The organism is Paraburkholderia sp. 31.1, from assembly GCF_014397645.1.
Taxonomy (GTDB): Bacteria; Pseudomonadota; Gammaproteobacteria; order Burkholderiales; family Burkholderiaceae; genus Paraburkholderia; species Paraburkholderia tuberum.
Genome location: NZ_VZQN01000001.1, coordinates 240,984 through 254,651 on the forward strand (window position 1 = coordinate 240,984; position 13,668 = coordinate 254,651).

11 protein-coding genes are annotated in these 13,668 nt (G+C 65.7%); all 11 read right to left on the minus strand.

Going from position 1 to position 13,668, the window contains the following annotated elements:
- From murC to mraZ, 11 genes are read right to left on the minus strand one after another with little or no spacing between them, the layout of a single operon-like run.
- Complete coding sequence (gene murC / locus F6X37_RS01145; RefSeq protein WP_184058573.1) at window positions 1-1,404, minus strand: UDP-N-acetylmuramate--L-alanine ligase; 1,404 nt, start codon at window positions 1,402-1,404, stop codon at window positions 1-3.
- A complete protein-coding gene (gene murG / locus F6X37_RS01150) occupies window positions 1,401-2,525 on the minus strand; it encodes an undecaprenyldiphospho-muramoylpentapeptide beta-N-acetylglucosaminyltransferase (RefSeq protein WP_187610018.1) in 1,125 nt (374 codons plus the stop codon). Before murG ends, murC begins: the two co-directional genes overlap by 4 nt.
- Window positions 2,522-3,787 (minus strand): putative lipid II flippase FtsW, encoded by a 1,266-nt coding sequence (gene ftsW / locus F6X37_RS01155; protein WP_184058576.1) that lies wholly within the window; start codon window positions 3,785-3,787, stop codon window positions 2,522-2,524. The genes murG and ftsW overlap by 4 nt, the downstream gene beginning before the upstream one ends.
- The gene (murD, locus tag F6X37_RS01160; protein ID WP_187610019.1) at window positions 3,784-5,322 is read right to left on the minus strand and encodes a UDP-N-acetylmuramoyl-L-alanine--D-glutamate ligase; all 1,539 of its coding nucleotides are present in this window, start codon (window positions 5,320-5,322) and stop codon (window positions 3,784-3,786) included. Before murD ends, ftsW begins: the two co-directional genes overlap by 4 nt.
- A 25-nt stretch (window positions 5,323-5,347) precedes the next feature.
- The gene (gene mraY, locus F6X37_RS01165; RefSeq protein WP_187610020.1) at window positions 5,348-6,517 is read right to left on the minus strand and encodes a phospho-N-acetylmuramoyl-pentapeptide-transferase; all 1,170 of its coding nucleotides are present in this window, start codon (window positions 6,515-6,517) and stop codon (window positions 5,348-5,350) included.
- Window positions 6,518-6,534: 17 nt separating this feature from the next.
- A complete protein-coding gene (gene murF, locus F6X37_RS01170) occupies window positions 6,535-7,947 on the minus strand; it encodes a UDP-N-acetylmuramoyl-tripeptide--D-alanyl-D-alanine ligase (protein WP_187610021.1) in 1,413 nt (470 codons plus the stop codon).
- Complete coding sequence (locus F6X37_RS01175) at window positions 7,944-9,506, minus strand: UDP-N-acetylmuramoyl-L-alanyl-D-glutamate--2,6-diaminopimelate ligase (protein ID WP_187610022.1); 1,563 nt, start codon at window positions 9,504-9,506, stop codon at window positions 7,944-7,946. The genes murF and F6X37_RS01175 overlap by 4 nt, the downstream gene beginning before the upstream one ends.
- Entirely contained in the window at window positions 9,503-11,368 is a 1,866-nt protein-coding gene (locus F6X37_RS01180) for a peptidoglycan D,D-transpeptidase FtsI family protein (protein WP_187610023.1), read from the minus strand. The genes F6X37_RS01175 and F6X37_RS01180 overlap by 4 nt, the downstream gene beginning before the upstream one ends.
- Window positions 11,365-11,715 (minus strand): cell division protein FtsL, encoded by a 351-nt coding sequence (gene ftsL / locus F6X37_RS01185; protein ID WP_090801975.1) that lies wholly within the window; start codon window positions 11,713-11,715, stop codon window positions 11,365-11,367. The genes F6X37_RS01180 and ftsL overlap by 4 nt, the downstream gene beginning before the upstream one ends.
- On the minus strand, window positions 11,712-12,665 hold the full coding sequence (rsmH, locus tag F6X37_RS01190; RefSeq protein WP_184022857.1) for a 16S rRNA (cytosine(1402)-N(4))-methyltransferase RsmH: 954 nt from the start codon (window positions 12,663-12,665) through the stop codon (window positions 11,712-11,714). Before rsmH ends, ftsL begins: the two co-directional genes overlap by 4 nt.
- Window positions 12,666-12,680: 15 nt before the next feature.
- Entirely contained in the window at window positions 12,681-13,109 is a 429-nt protein-coding gene (gene mraZ / locus F6X37_RS01195; protein WP_013090620.1) for a division/cell wall cluster transcriptional repressor MraZ, read from the minus strand.
- Window positions 13,110-13,668 lie beyond the last annotated feature (559 nt).

Consider the following 13,668-nt stretch of genomic DNA (forward strand, 5'->3'; position numbering starts at 1 on the left):
TCACACCTTCTGTTCCTGAGCGAGTCGAACCGGCACACCGCCGATCGAACCCGCGCCCATCGTAATCACCACATCGCCGTCGCGCACCACCGCGGACAGCGCGTCCGGCACTTCATCCACCGTATCGACAAACACCGGCTCGACCTTGCCCGCGACGCGCAGCGCGCGCGCCAATGCGCGGCCGTCGGCGGCGACGATCGGCGCTTCGCCGGCCGCATAGACTTCGGTCAGCACGAGCGCGTCGACGGTCGACAGCACTTTCACGAAATCCTCGAAGCAATCACGCGTGCGCGTGAAGCGGTGCGGCTGGAACGCCAGCACCAGACGCCGGCCCGGAAATGCGCCGCGCGCCGCCGCCAACGTGGCGGCCATTTCGACCGGGTGGTGACCGTAGTCATCCACCAGCGTGTAGGAGCCCGCGGCCTGGCCGTCGCTGAGAACCGGCACTTCGCCATAGCGTTGGAAGCGTCGGCCGACGCCGTTGAAATCCGCGAGCGCTCGCTGGATATCGGCATCTTTCACTTCAAGTTCAGTCGCAATTGCAATTGCGGCCAACGCGTTCTGCACGTTGTGCTCGCCCGGCAGGTTCAACGTGACGTCGAGCGGCGCCGCGTCTTCGCGCATCACGGTGAAATGCATGCGGCCTTCGCGAGCTTCGACGTTGACCGCGCGCACCTGCGCATCGGCCGCGAAACCGTAGCGGATGATCGGCTTCGACACGAACGGCAGGATCTCCTTCACGTTCGGATCGTCGACGCACAGCACCGCGATGCCGTAGAACGGCAAACGGTGCGTGAATTCGATGAAGGCCTGCTTCAGACGCGCGAAGTCGTGACCATAGGTGTCCATATGATCGGCGTCGATGTTCGTGATGACCTCGATCACCGGGAACAGGTTCAGGAACGACGCGTCCGATTCGTCCGCCTCGGCGACGATGAAGTCGCCGGTGCCGAGGCGCGCATTCGCGCCCGCGCTGATCAGCCGGCCGCCGATCACGAAGGTCGGATCGAGCCCGCCCGCGGCGAGCACGCTCGCGACCAGCGACGTGGTCGTGGTCTTGCCGTGCGTGCCGGCAATCGCGATGCCCTGCTTCAGACGCATCAACTCCGCGAGCATCACCGCGCGCGGCACGATCGGAATGCGGCGATGACGCGCGGCCAGCACTTCCGGGTTATCGCTGCGCACCGCGGTCGACACCACCACTGCGTCCGCGCCTTCGATGTTCTCCGCCGCGTGCCCGATCGAAATGCGCGCGCCGAGCCCGGCGAGGCGCTCGGTGACCGCGTTGCCCGACAGGTCCGAGCCGCTCACCTGATAGCCGAGATTGACGAGCACTTCGGCGATGCCGCTCATGCCCACGCCGCCGATGCCGACGAAATGAATGTGTTTGACGATGTGTTTCATTGCTTTCCTTCTGGGCTCACGCCCGCCATCGAACCCGCAGCCGCCACCGTCGCGCAGATCTGCGCGACCTGTTCGGTGGCATCCGGTTTCGCGAGCGAGCGCGAACGCTCCGCCATTTCCGCGAGACTTTCCCGCGTCTGGCTGCGCAACCAGTCGGCGAGCTTTTCCGCCGACAGATCGCGTTGTTGCACGACCAGCGCCGCGCCGTTGTCGGCGAGGAACGCTGCATTAGTGGTCTGGTGATCGTCGACCGCGTACGGGAACGGCACGAACAGCGCCGCGACGCCGACCGCCGAGATCTCCGACACGGTCATCGCGCCCGAGCGGCAGATCACCAGATCGGCTGCTTCGTAAGCGCTCGTCATGTCGTCGATGAACGGCACGAGCGAGACGTCCGCGCCTGCCTGCAAGCCCGCCGCCGCGTAGTTCTCGCGCAGCGCGTCGATATGCTTCGCGCCCGCCTGATGCACGATGCGCGGTCTCTCGTTGGAGCCAAGCAGCGCGAGCGCGCGCGGCACGACTTCGTTCAACGCCGCGGCGCCGAGACTGCCGCCCACGACGAGCATGTTCAGCGGACCATTACGCTGCGCGTAGCGTGCTTTGGGTGGATTCGCCCGCGCAAGTTCCTCGCGAATCGGATTACCGGTCCATTCGCTGTGCGGCAGCGCATCCGGAAATGCGACCAGCACGCGCTTCGCGAGCTTCGCGAGCACCTTGTTCGCGAGACCCGCGATCGAATTCTGTTCGTGCAGCACGAGCGGCCGGCCGCTCAGCGCGGTCATCAGACCGGCCGGGAACGTGATGTAGCCGCCCATGCCGAGCACGACGTCGGGCTTCACGCGACGCAGCACGCTCAAACTCTGCGTGCACGCGCGCAGCAGATTCACCGGCAGCATCAGCTTGGTCTTCAGACCTTTGCCGCGCACGCCGCCGAAGCGCAGGTACTCCATTGGAATGCCGTGCTTCGGTACCAGCGTCGCTTCCATGCCCGCGGGGTTGCCGAGCCACACGACTTTCCAGCCCCACGCCTGCATCAGATGTGCGACCGCGAGCCCCGGGAACACATGTCCCCCGGTGCCGCCGGCCATCACCATCAGCGTGCGTTGTGGCAGAGCCGTCATACCTTGCCCCCGCGCATCAACACACGATTTTCATAGTCGACCCGCATCAGCACCGCGATCGCCACGCAGTTCAACAAAATGCCCGAGCCGCCGTAACTGACGAGCGGCAACGTCAGGCCCTTGGTCGGCAGTAGGCCGAGGTTCACGCCCATGTTGATGAAGGTCTGCGCGCCGAACCATATGCCGACGCCCTTCGCGACCAGACCCGCGAACGTGCGATCGAGCGCGAGCGCCTGGCGGCCGATCTCAAACGAACGGCGCACGATCCAGTAGAACATCAGGATCACGACGAGCACGCCGACGAAACCCAGCTCCTCGCCGATCACCGCGAGAATGAAGTCGGTATGAGCTTCCGGCAGATAGTTGAGCTTCTCGACGCTGCCGCCGAGACCGACGCCGAACCACTCGCCGCGCCCGAACGCGATCAGCGAGTGCGTCAGCTGATACGCCTTGCCCTGCGCGTAGCGATCGTCCCACGGATCGAGGTAGGCGAAGATCCGCTCACGACGCCACGGCGACGCCCACACGAGCAACGTGAACGTGCCCACCGCGGTCGCGACGAGGCCGCCAAACAGCTTGCCGTTCACACCGCCGAGGAACAGCACGCCCATCGCGATCGCCGCGATCACCATGAACGCGCCCATGTCCGGCTCGAGCAGCAGCAGCATGCCGACGAGACCGACCGCGACGGCCATCGGCAGAAAGCCCTTGGCGAAGCTGTGCATGTATTCCTGCTTGCGCACCGTGTAGTTCGCCGCGTAGATCGTCACCGCGAGCTTCATGATTTCCGACGGCTGCATGTTCGTGATGCCGAGCGGAATCCAGCGGCGCGCGCCGTTCACGCCCTTGCCGACGTGCGGGATCAGCACGATCACGAGCGCGACGAGCGAGATCAGGAAGAGCTTCGGTGCGTACTTGTCCCACGTCGAAATCGGAATGCGGAACGACGCGACGCCGACCGCCGCGCCGATCAGCACGAAGATGATCTGGCGCACGAGGAACGCCCAATCGCGATACGACGCGTACTTCGGCGAATCGGGCATCGCGATCGACGCCGAGTACACCATCACGACGCCGAGCCCGAGCAGCGCGACGACGACCCACAGCAGCGAGTGGTCGTAGTCGAGCATGCGCGAGCGCAGCGGCCGCACGCCGTTGACCGCGCTCGCAAGACCGCTGCCGCCCGTGCGGGTGGACGTGCGCGCCGCGGCGCCGTTGCCGCCGGAGGGTTCGCGCGAGCCGAAACGTTCCGACCAGCTCATATCATCGTCCCCCGTTCGGCCGCGATATCTTCGACCGTGCTGCGGAATACCGCCGCGCGGTGTGCGTAACCCTTGAACATGTCGAAGCTCGCGCACGCGGGCGACAGCAGCACCGCGTCGCCGGGCTGCGCGAGCGCGGTGGCCGCGCGCGTCGCGTCTTCAAGAGTCGCGTGATCGGTCATCGCGACGCCGCAATGTTCGAGCGCCGCGCGAATCTGTGGCGCATCGCGGCCGATCAGCATCACCGCGCGGCACCAGCGCATCACCGGTGCGGCGAGCGGCTCGAACTCCTGACCCTTGCCGTCCCCGCCGGCGATCAGCACGACGCGCTGCGCGAGACCGTCGAGCGCGGCGACCGTCGCGCCGACGTTGGTGCCCTTGCTGTCGTCCACATAGTCGATGCCGTCGATCGACGCGATCAGTTCCACGCGATGCGGCTCGCCGCGATATTCGCGCAGGCCGTGCAAAAGCGGCGCGCCGGGCAGGCCGATCGCGCGGGCGAGCGCGTACGCGGCCAACGCGTTGGCCGCGTTGTGCAGGCCACGGATGCGCAGTGCGTCGGCGGGCATCAGACGCTTCAACGCGATGTCGGGCGTTGCGGCTGCTTCGTTCTTGCGACGGCGCTTCGGCGTCGGCGCCCCGAAGGAAGTCCCCTTGGGGGACTCGTCGCTCGCGTCGCGATCTTGCGCTTCGACGAGCCACACCATGCCGTTGTCGCGCAGGAGGCCATAGTCACCGTCGTTCTTCGGCTCGGTCACGCCGAACGTGACGACCTCCGCGTCGCCGCTGGCGGGCGCGAGCGCCATCACGCGCGCGTCGTCGCGGTTCAGCACGCGCACCGTCCGTGTACCGAAGATGCGGCCCTTCGCGGCTGCGTACGCATCGAGTCCGCCGTGCCAGTCCAGATGATCCTGCGTGATGTTGAGCACGGCGGCCGCGTCCGGCGTAAACGTATGCGAGGTCTCTAGCTGGAAGCTCGACAGTTCGAGCACCCACACGTCGGGCAGCGCGGTCTGGTCGATCGCTTCGGAGAGCTTGTCGAGCAGCGACGGGCTGATGTTGCCCGCCACCGCGACCTTCTTGCCCGCGCGTTCGCACAGCAAGCCGGCGAGACTCGTCGTCGTGGTCTTGCCGTTCGTGCCGGTGATCGCGATCACCTTCGGCGCGTAGCCGGACTCGCCGAGCGTGCGCAGCGCCTGCGAGAACAGTTCGAGTTCGCCCCACACCGGGATGCCCTGCTCGCGCGCCGCCGTGACCAGCGGCAGCAGATCGGCGGCCAGCGGCGACAGTCCCGGGCTGATCGCGACCAGCTCGACGCCTTCGAGCAGCACCGGCGAAAACGGACCGGCGACGAAATCGGCATCGACGCCATGCGCTTCGAGCGCGGACAGATTCGGCGGCACTTCGCGCGTATCGGCCACGCGCAGCCGACAGCCGTGCCTGGCGCACCAGCGCGCCATCGCGAGACCGGATTCACCCAGTCCCAGCACGAGCACCATCGGCTTTTGCCGATCCCGAAACTTCTCGCCGAACATCGCCTGCTTCCTTAAATACTGCTGCTTAACGCAATTTGAGCGTGGACAAACCGAACAGGCACAACATCAACGTGATGATCCAGAAACGCACGACCACCTGCGTTTCCTTCCAGCCCGACAATTCGAAATGGTGATGCAGCGGTGCCATCTTGAAGAACCGCCGCCCTTCGCCGTAACGGCGCTTCGTGTATTTGAACCACGTGACCTGCAACATCACCGACAGCGTTTCCGCGACGAAAATGCCGCCCATGATGAACAGCACGATTTCCTGACGCACGATCACCGCGACCGTGCCGAGCGCACCGCCGAGCGCGAGCGCGCCGACGTCGCCCATGAACATCTGCGCCGGGTGCGTGTTGAACCAAAGAAACGCAAGACCCGCGCCGCCCATCGCCGAACAGAAGATCAGCAATTCGCCTGCGCCGGGGATGTGCGGGAACAGCAGGTATTTCGAGTAGACCGAGCTGCCCATCACGTACGCGAACACGCCGAGCGACGCGCCGACCAGCACGACCGGCATGATCACGAGGCCGTCGAGGCCGTCGGTCAGATTCACCGCATTGCTCGCGCCGACGATCACCAGGTACGTCAACACGATGAAGCCCCACACGCCGAGCGGATAGGTCATCGACTTGAAGAACGGCAGCAGCAGGTCGGCGCGCGCGGGCAGGCCCATCGACAGACCGCTGCGCACCCACGCCATGAACAGGTCGAACACGCGCACGTTGCTCGCCTCGGACACGCTGAACGCGAGATACACCGCCGCGAACAAGCCGATCACCGATTGCCAGAAATACTTCTCGCGCGACGACATGCCGCGCGGGTCCTTGTGGACGACCTTGCGGTAATCGTCGACCCAGCCGATCACGCCGAAGCCGAACGTGACGAGCATCACGATCCAGATGAAGCGGTTGGTCAGATCGGCCCACAGCAGCGTGGCCACGGCAATGCCAAGCAGGATCAGCACGCCGCCCATCGTCGGCGTGCCCGATTTGACGAGGTGAGTTTGGGGGCCGTCCTTGCGAACGGCCTGGCCGACCTTCATCGCGGTCAGCTTGCGAATGACCGCCGGGCCGCAGACGAGCCCGATCAACAACGCGGTGATGGTCGCCATCACCGCGCGAAACGTCAGATAACTGAACACGCGCAAGAAGCTTGCGTCATTCTGCAGCCATTGCGCCAGCGCCAGTAGCATGCCTGGATCCTTCTATTTCAATGTGCAGCGGGCGTCGTGCCCGCGGCGTTGGGTTGTGGACTCGTAACGGCGTCCACCACGCGCTCCATCTGCATGAAGCGCGAGCCTTTCACGAGAAGCGTTGCGGCAGCGCCGAAGCCGGCCTGCTGCAGTTGCGCGACCAGTGCGCCGACATCGGCGACGTGGTGCGCACCCGCGCCGTATGCGGTGCAGGCGTCGCGCGAGGCGTCGCCCATCGCATACAGCGCGTCGATACCGCGCTCTTTCGCATACGCGCCGATTTCGCGGTGAAACGCCGGGCCGTTGTCGCCGACTTCGCCCATGTCGCCCATCACGAGCACACGCGGCGATTCACGTGACGCGAGCACGTCGATCGCGGCGCGCATCGAATCGGGATTCGCGTTGTAGGTGTCGTCGATCACGGTTGCGCCCGCGAGCGTGCCGAGCACGGCCTGCTTGACCTGCAGACGGCCCTTCACCGCGCCGAACGATTCGAGGCCGCGCTGGATCGCGTCGAGCGACACGCCCGCTGCCAACGCGGCGGAGGCCGCCGCGAGCGCGTTGTGCGCGTTGTGATTGCCGAGCACCTGCAGCGTGACGTCGAGATGGCCTTGCGGCGTGTCGATACTCAGACGCTTGCCGTCGAACCTGCCCTTCACCGCGGCTTCGGTCGTGCGCTCCGCGCTGTTCAACGCGAAATCGATGATGCGGCTGCCGGTCGCGGCGACGCGCCAGATGCTCGCGTATGCGTCGTCGGCGGGGAATACCGCCGTGCCTTCCGGCGACAGCACGTGAATCACGCTCGCGTGTTCGAGCGCGACCGCCTCGACGGTCGCCATGAATTCCTGGTGCTCGCGCTGCGCGTTGTTGACGACGGCAACCGTCGGCTCGGCAAGCTTCGCGAGCAGTTCGGTTTCGCCCGGATGGTTCATGCCGAGTTCGACCACCGCGAGCCGATGCGCGGCATGCAGACGGAACAGCGTGAGCGGCAGGCCGATGTCGTTGTTGAAATTGCCCGCGGTCGCGAGACGCGCATCCGCGCCGACCGCGGCCGCGAAGATCGAGGCGATCATTTCCTTGACCGTGGTCTTGCCGTTGCTGCCCGTGACCGCGACGAGCGGCAGGTCGAACTGACGACGCCAGCCGCGCGCGAGCGCGCCGAGCGCTTCGCGCGTATCGGCGACGCGGATCGCGGGCACGCTCCAGCTATCCGGCGTGCGCGCGACGAGCACCGCCGCGACGTTGCGCTCGGCCACTTGCGGCAGGAAGTCGTGCGCGTCGAAACGGTCGCCCTTGATCGCGATGAACAGATCGCCGGGGCCAGCGCTGCGGCTGTCGGTCGACACGCGCTCGAAGCGCACGCTGTCGTCGCCGGTGACGCTCGCGCCGGGGATCTGCGCGGCGGCTGCACGTAGCGAGAACATGTTCATTCGCCACCTCCGCGTGTTTGTGTGGCGCGCGCGGCGAGCGCGAGGCGGGCGTGGTCCTGATCGGAGAAAGCGCGTTTCTTGCCCATGATTTCCTGTGTGGCTTCGTGCCCCTTGCCGGCCAGCACGATCACGTCTTCGCGCGCGGCGCCGCGGATCGCCTGCAGGATCGCGCTCGCGCGGTCCTCGATGCGGCGCGCCTGCGACGCTTCCTGCATGCCCGCGGCAATTTGCTCGATGATCGCGAGCGGATCTTCGCTGCGCGGGTTGTCGCTCGTCACGACGACGTCGTCCGCCAACCGCTCGGCGATCGCGCCCATCAGCGGACGCTTGGTCGCATCGCGGTCGCCGCCGCAGCCGAACATGCAGACAAGTTCGCCGCCGCGCGCGGTCGCGATCGGCCGCAGTGCTTCGAGCGTTTTTTCGAGCGCGTCGGGTGTGTGCGCGTAGTCGATCACGACGAGCGGCTCGTCGTTCTGCAGACGGCCGCCCAGACGCTGCATGCGGCCGTTCACCGGTTCGAGCTTCGCGAGTTCGGCGAGCGCCGCGTCGAACGGCACGTCGGCGGCGAGCAGCACGCCGAGCACCGCGAGCAGATTGCCGACATTGAAGAGGCCGAGCGTTTGCACTTCGACTTCGGCGTTGCCCCAGTCCGAGGTGCTCAGATGAAACGCGGTGCCGGTCGCGGTGGCACGCACGTTCGATGCAGTGAGCGACGCGTCGGCTTGCGGTGTGCCGTCAGCGTTGGCGTCGCCATGCTCGCCCTCGATGCCATACGCGATCGTGCGCGCGTGACTACGCGTGCTCGCGAGCAAACGCCGGCCGGCGGCATCGTCGCGATTGATCACGGCCGCGCGCAGCTCGGGCCAGGCGAACAGACGTGCCTTGTCGGCTTCATAGGCCTCGAACGTGCCGTGATAGTCGAGATGGTCCTGCGTCAGGTTCGTGAACACCGCGATGTCGAAAGCGGTGCCGTTCACGCGCCCCTGGTGCAGCGCATGCGACGACACTTCCATCGCCACCGCCTGCGCGCCCGCGTCGCGCAATTGCGCGAGGCTGCGTTGCAATTGCGGTGCGTCGGGCGTCGTGAAGCCGGTGTGCACGAGTTGGCCGACGAGCCCAGTGCCGAGCGTGCCGACGATCGCGCAGCGCGTGCCGCGCGCGGACAGCGCCGCGGCGACCCACTGGCTGCACGAGGTCTTGCCGTTCGTGCCGGTGATGCCGACCGCGAGCATCGCGTCGCTCGGATCGCGATACCACGCGCTCGCGATCGTGCCGGCGAGTTCGTTCAACGCCGGCACCGCATGTGCGGCGGCCGCGTCGAGCGTGCCGCTGAAACCTTCGGGTTGCACGAGCACGGTGGCCGCACCGCGCTTGATGGCCGCGTCGATGAATGCGCGGTTGTCCGCGCCATCGACCGCGTACGCGAAGAACGCGTCGCCGGCCGCGAGCGAGCGCGTGTCGGCGTGCAGATGCGCGCCTGGCTGCACGTGCGCGTGCAGCCAGGCGAGGGCGTCGGCGATCTGCCGGTGCGCTGGATGTTGCTCGCGCAGCGCGCTCATCGCTCGACTCCTGGATGATTTTTCGGGGTGGCGGAAATGGTCATCTTCTTCACGCCGGGGCTCGTCGACAGCTTCTTCACCACGGGCGGCGTGGCCGCCGCGCCGGGCGCGGGCGGCGCCGAATCGTCGGACACGACCATCTGCTTGACGGGCATGTCGGGCGGCACGTTCAGCGCGCGCAGCGTATCCCCGGCGATGCCCGAAAACACCGGGCCCGACACCTGGCCGCCGAAGTGGCTACCGGCCGTCGGCTCGTCGACCGACACCGCAACGACGATGCGCGGATTCGGCATCGGCGCCATGCCGACGAACGAGGCGCGATATTTGGAGTGGTCGTAGCCGTGCGGACCGTGCTTGTACGCGGTACCGCTCTTGCCGCCGACGCGATAGCCGGGCACCGCCGCATCCGGCGACGTGCCTTGCGGCGACACCACGGTTTCGAGCATCGCGCGCACTTCACGCGCGGTGGTCGGCGAGAAGATCTGCGGACCGGTGGCCGGCGGGTCGCCCGGCGTGTGGAAAATCGTCACCGGCATGATTTCGCCGTCGTGCGCGATCGCGGTGTACGCGCGGCCGAGCTGGAACAGCGAGACCGACAGGCCATAGCCGTACGACATCGTCGCCTGCTCGATACGGCGCCAGCTCTTCCACGGACGCAGACGGCCCGCCGCCGCGCCCGGAAAGCCGACCTTCGGTGCCTGGCCGAGACCGATGCTGGTGTACATGTTCCACATCTCTTCGGGCCGCAACTGCATCGCGATTTTGGTCGCGCCGATGTTGCTCGACTTCTGGATCACGCCGCCGACCGTCAGCACGCCGAAGCCGCTGTCGTCGGTAATCGGCGCGCCGTCGAGTACGAAGTGCCCGTTGCCCGTATCTACCAGTGTAGTCGGCGTCACCCGGTGCAGATCGAGCGCGAGCGACACCGTGAACGGCTTCATGATCGAACCCGGCTCGAACGTGTCGGTCAGGATGCGGTTGCGCAGCTGGTCGCCGGTCAGGTGCGAGCGGTCGTTCGGGTTGTAGGTCGGGTAATTGACGAGCGCGAGCACTTCGCCGGTGCGCACGTCGATCACCATCGCCGCGCCGGCCTTCGCCTTGAATTTCTCGACGGCCGCTTTCAGGTTCGTATAGGCGATGTACTGGATCTTGCTGTCGATCGACAGATCGACGTCCTTGCCGTTGTGCGGCACGACCTGTTCGTCGACGTCCTCGATGATGTGGCCCATCCGGTCCTTGATCACGCGACGGCTGCCCGACATGCCCGCGAGCAGCTTCTGGTCGCCGAGCTCGACGCCTTCCTGGCCCTCGTCCTCGACGTTCGTGAAGCCGATCAGGTGTGCGGTGATCTCGCCTTCCGGATAGAAGCGCTTGTACTCGTCGCGCGAGTAAATGCCGGGGATGTCGAGCGCCGCGACTTTTTCTGCGACGTCGACCGGCACCTGGCGCTTCACGTAGACGAAGGTCTTGTCTTCCGACAGCTTCGAGCGCAATTCCCTAGTGGTCATGCCGAGCAGTTTGCCGAGCGCGTCGAGCTTGTCGGCGCCGAGGTCGTCGGGCACCGATTCGGGAATCGCCCAGATTGCGCGCACCGGCAGACTCGTGGCGAGCACGAGACCGTTGCGGTCGAGAATCTTGCCGCGCGTGGCCGGCATGTCGATGCGGCGCTGATAGCGGATCTCGCCCTGCTTCAGATAGAACGCGTTGCCCGGGCCCTGAATCCAGAACGCGCGCGCGGCGAGCGCGACGAACGCCATGAACAGCAGGAACACGACGAGCTTCGAGCGCCACATCGGCAGGCGCACCGACAGAATCGGATTGGCCGAAAACGCAACGCTCTTGTGGGCCGACGATTTTTTCATCGCGTGGCTCCGCGACGGGTCGCGACCGGCGCCGAGGCCGGCGCGGAAGTCGGAATGGGTGCGTCGATCGCCGTCGCGGCGCCCGGGGCGAGCGTCAGGTACTGGGTGCGGCCCGTGGTGACCGACTGCATCTTCAGCGAGGCGGTGGCGAGCTGCTCGATGCGCGACGTTTTGGACAGCGCGCTCTGCTGATATTGAAGCTGCGAATAGTCCTGCTGCAGCTGACGCTCCTGCGACTGCGCGCGCTGCAGCTGGATAAAGATCTGACGCTGCTGATTGGTCGCGTTGACGACCGACAAGGCACAGCCCATCACGATGATCAGCAGGAAAATATTGAGGCGGTTCATGGCGCGATCCGCTCCGCCACGCGCATCACGGCAGAACGGGCGCGCGGGTTGCCGGCGACTTCAGCGTCGCTCGCGAATACGCGGCCGATGATCTTGAGCGGAGGGCTCGGCAGGTCGACCGCGCGGATCGGCAGACGGCGATCCACCGCCGGCGTGCTCGCGTGCGCCTGCATGAATCGCTTGACGATCCGGTCCTCGAGCGAATGAAAGCTGATGACCACCAGCCGCCCCCCTTGCTCCAACAACGACAACGCTGCTTCTAGAACGACTTGCAGCTCCGCAAGCTCTTGATTGACGTGAATCCGTATAGCCTGAAAGGTGCGGGTTGCCGGGTCCTTGCCCTTCTCACGGGTTTTGACGACGTTAGCCACGATTTGGGCAAGCTCGCCCGTGCTGACGAGAGGCCCAAGACGGTCGGACTCTGCCCGGCGAGCAACAAGCGCCTTTGCAATCTGAAAAGCAAACCGTTCTTCCCCATAATCTCGTATCACCTCCGTCAATTCCTGCACCGTGGCCCGCGCGAGCCAGTCAGCGGCGGACTCGCCGCGCGTCGGGTCCATCCGCATGTCGAGCGGGCCGTCGGCGCGGAAGCTGAAGCCCCGCTCCGGATCGTCGACTTGCGGCGACGACACGCCCAGATCCAGCAACACCCCCGACACACGCCCTACCCCGCGCTCCGCCATCGCGGCGCGCAGTGAAGCAAAACTCTCGTGGACGATGGCAAAGCGCGGATCGGCGATCTTCTGCGCCGTCGCGATCGCGAGCGGATCTTTATCGAACGCGATCAGCCGCCCTGCTTCACCGAGCCGTTCCAGCACGAGGCGGCTATGGCCGCCACGGCCGAACGTGCCGTCCACATACGTGCCGTCGGCGCGCGTGACCAGCGCATCGACCGCTTCGTTCAGCAGCACCGTGCGATGCTGCAATTCGTTTCCCATCGCAGGTGCCATATAAATAAGCCGCGATCAGAACGTGAAATCTTTCAACGCGTCGGGCATGCCCTCCGCGATCGCCGCCTGTTCCTTCGCGGCGTAGATCTGTGCATCCCACAGCTCGAAATGGCGGCCCATGCCGAGCAAGGTCACTTCTTTCTCCAGCGAGCCAGCCGCTCGCAACTCCGGCGACACGAGCACACGGCCTGCGCCGTCCATATCCACATCCATTGCATTGCCGAGAAAAATGCGTTTCCACCACGCGGCGTTCATGGGCAGCTTGTCGACCTTGTCACGGAAGATTTCCCATTCGGGGCGCGGAAAGAGCAACAGGCAGCCGTCCGGGTGCTTGGTGATCGTCACCCGGCCCTCTGCCTGTGTTTGCAGCGCATCCCGATAACGAGAGGGAATCGACATCCGCCCTTTCGCATCGAGCGTCAGCGCCGACGCCCCTTGGAACACTTCGCTCTCCCCTATTGCGGCGCTGTTTGCGCCGCCCGCCCGGTCCGTGAAAATCTACCCGAAAGTGATGCCGGGAACACACAAAAATACACTTTCTCACACTGTCTCCCACTTTAGAGGAACGCTAAACACGGGTCAAGGGAGCGGCGCGCTTTTCGAGCGGATTTTGTTTGCTAGAACAAGGACTTAGGGCGACTCCTTCACGTCCCGCATAAAAACGGAAAACCGTTATAAATGAATGGGCTAGTGCAACTTGTGAAGGTGATACGTGAAAAGTGCGAGAAAACACCGCGAATTGAAAGAGATCGTCAAGGGATTCTGAAAGGGAAGAGGCGGCGTCGCCCGGACCGACGACGAACGGGGCGCGCGGCGCCGTCTCGCTTGCGAAAATGCGTTCAGCGATGGCTGAGGCGATACGTGCGGTGCGCCGGTTAGGGAAACACTGATCAATAAGCTCGTCGCCGGCGTTGCCGACGAGTCAGCTTGCAATTATCAGAATGTCGAAGGAATTCGGTCGCAAGCGAGGCGGGGTTTGCCCGGATTCGGGGCCCCCTCCTCG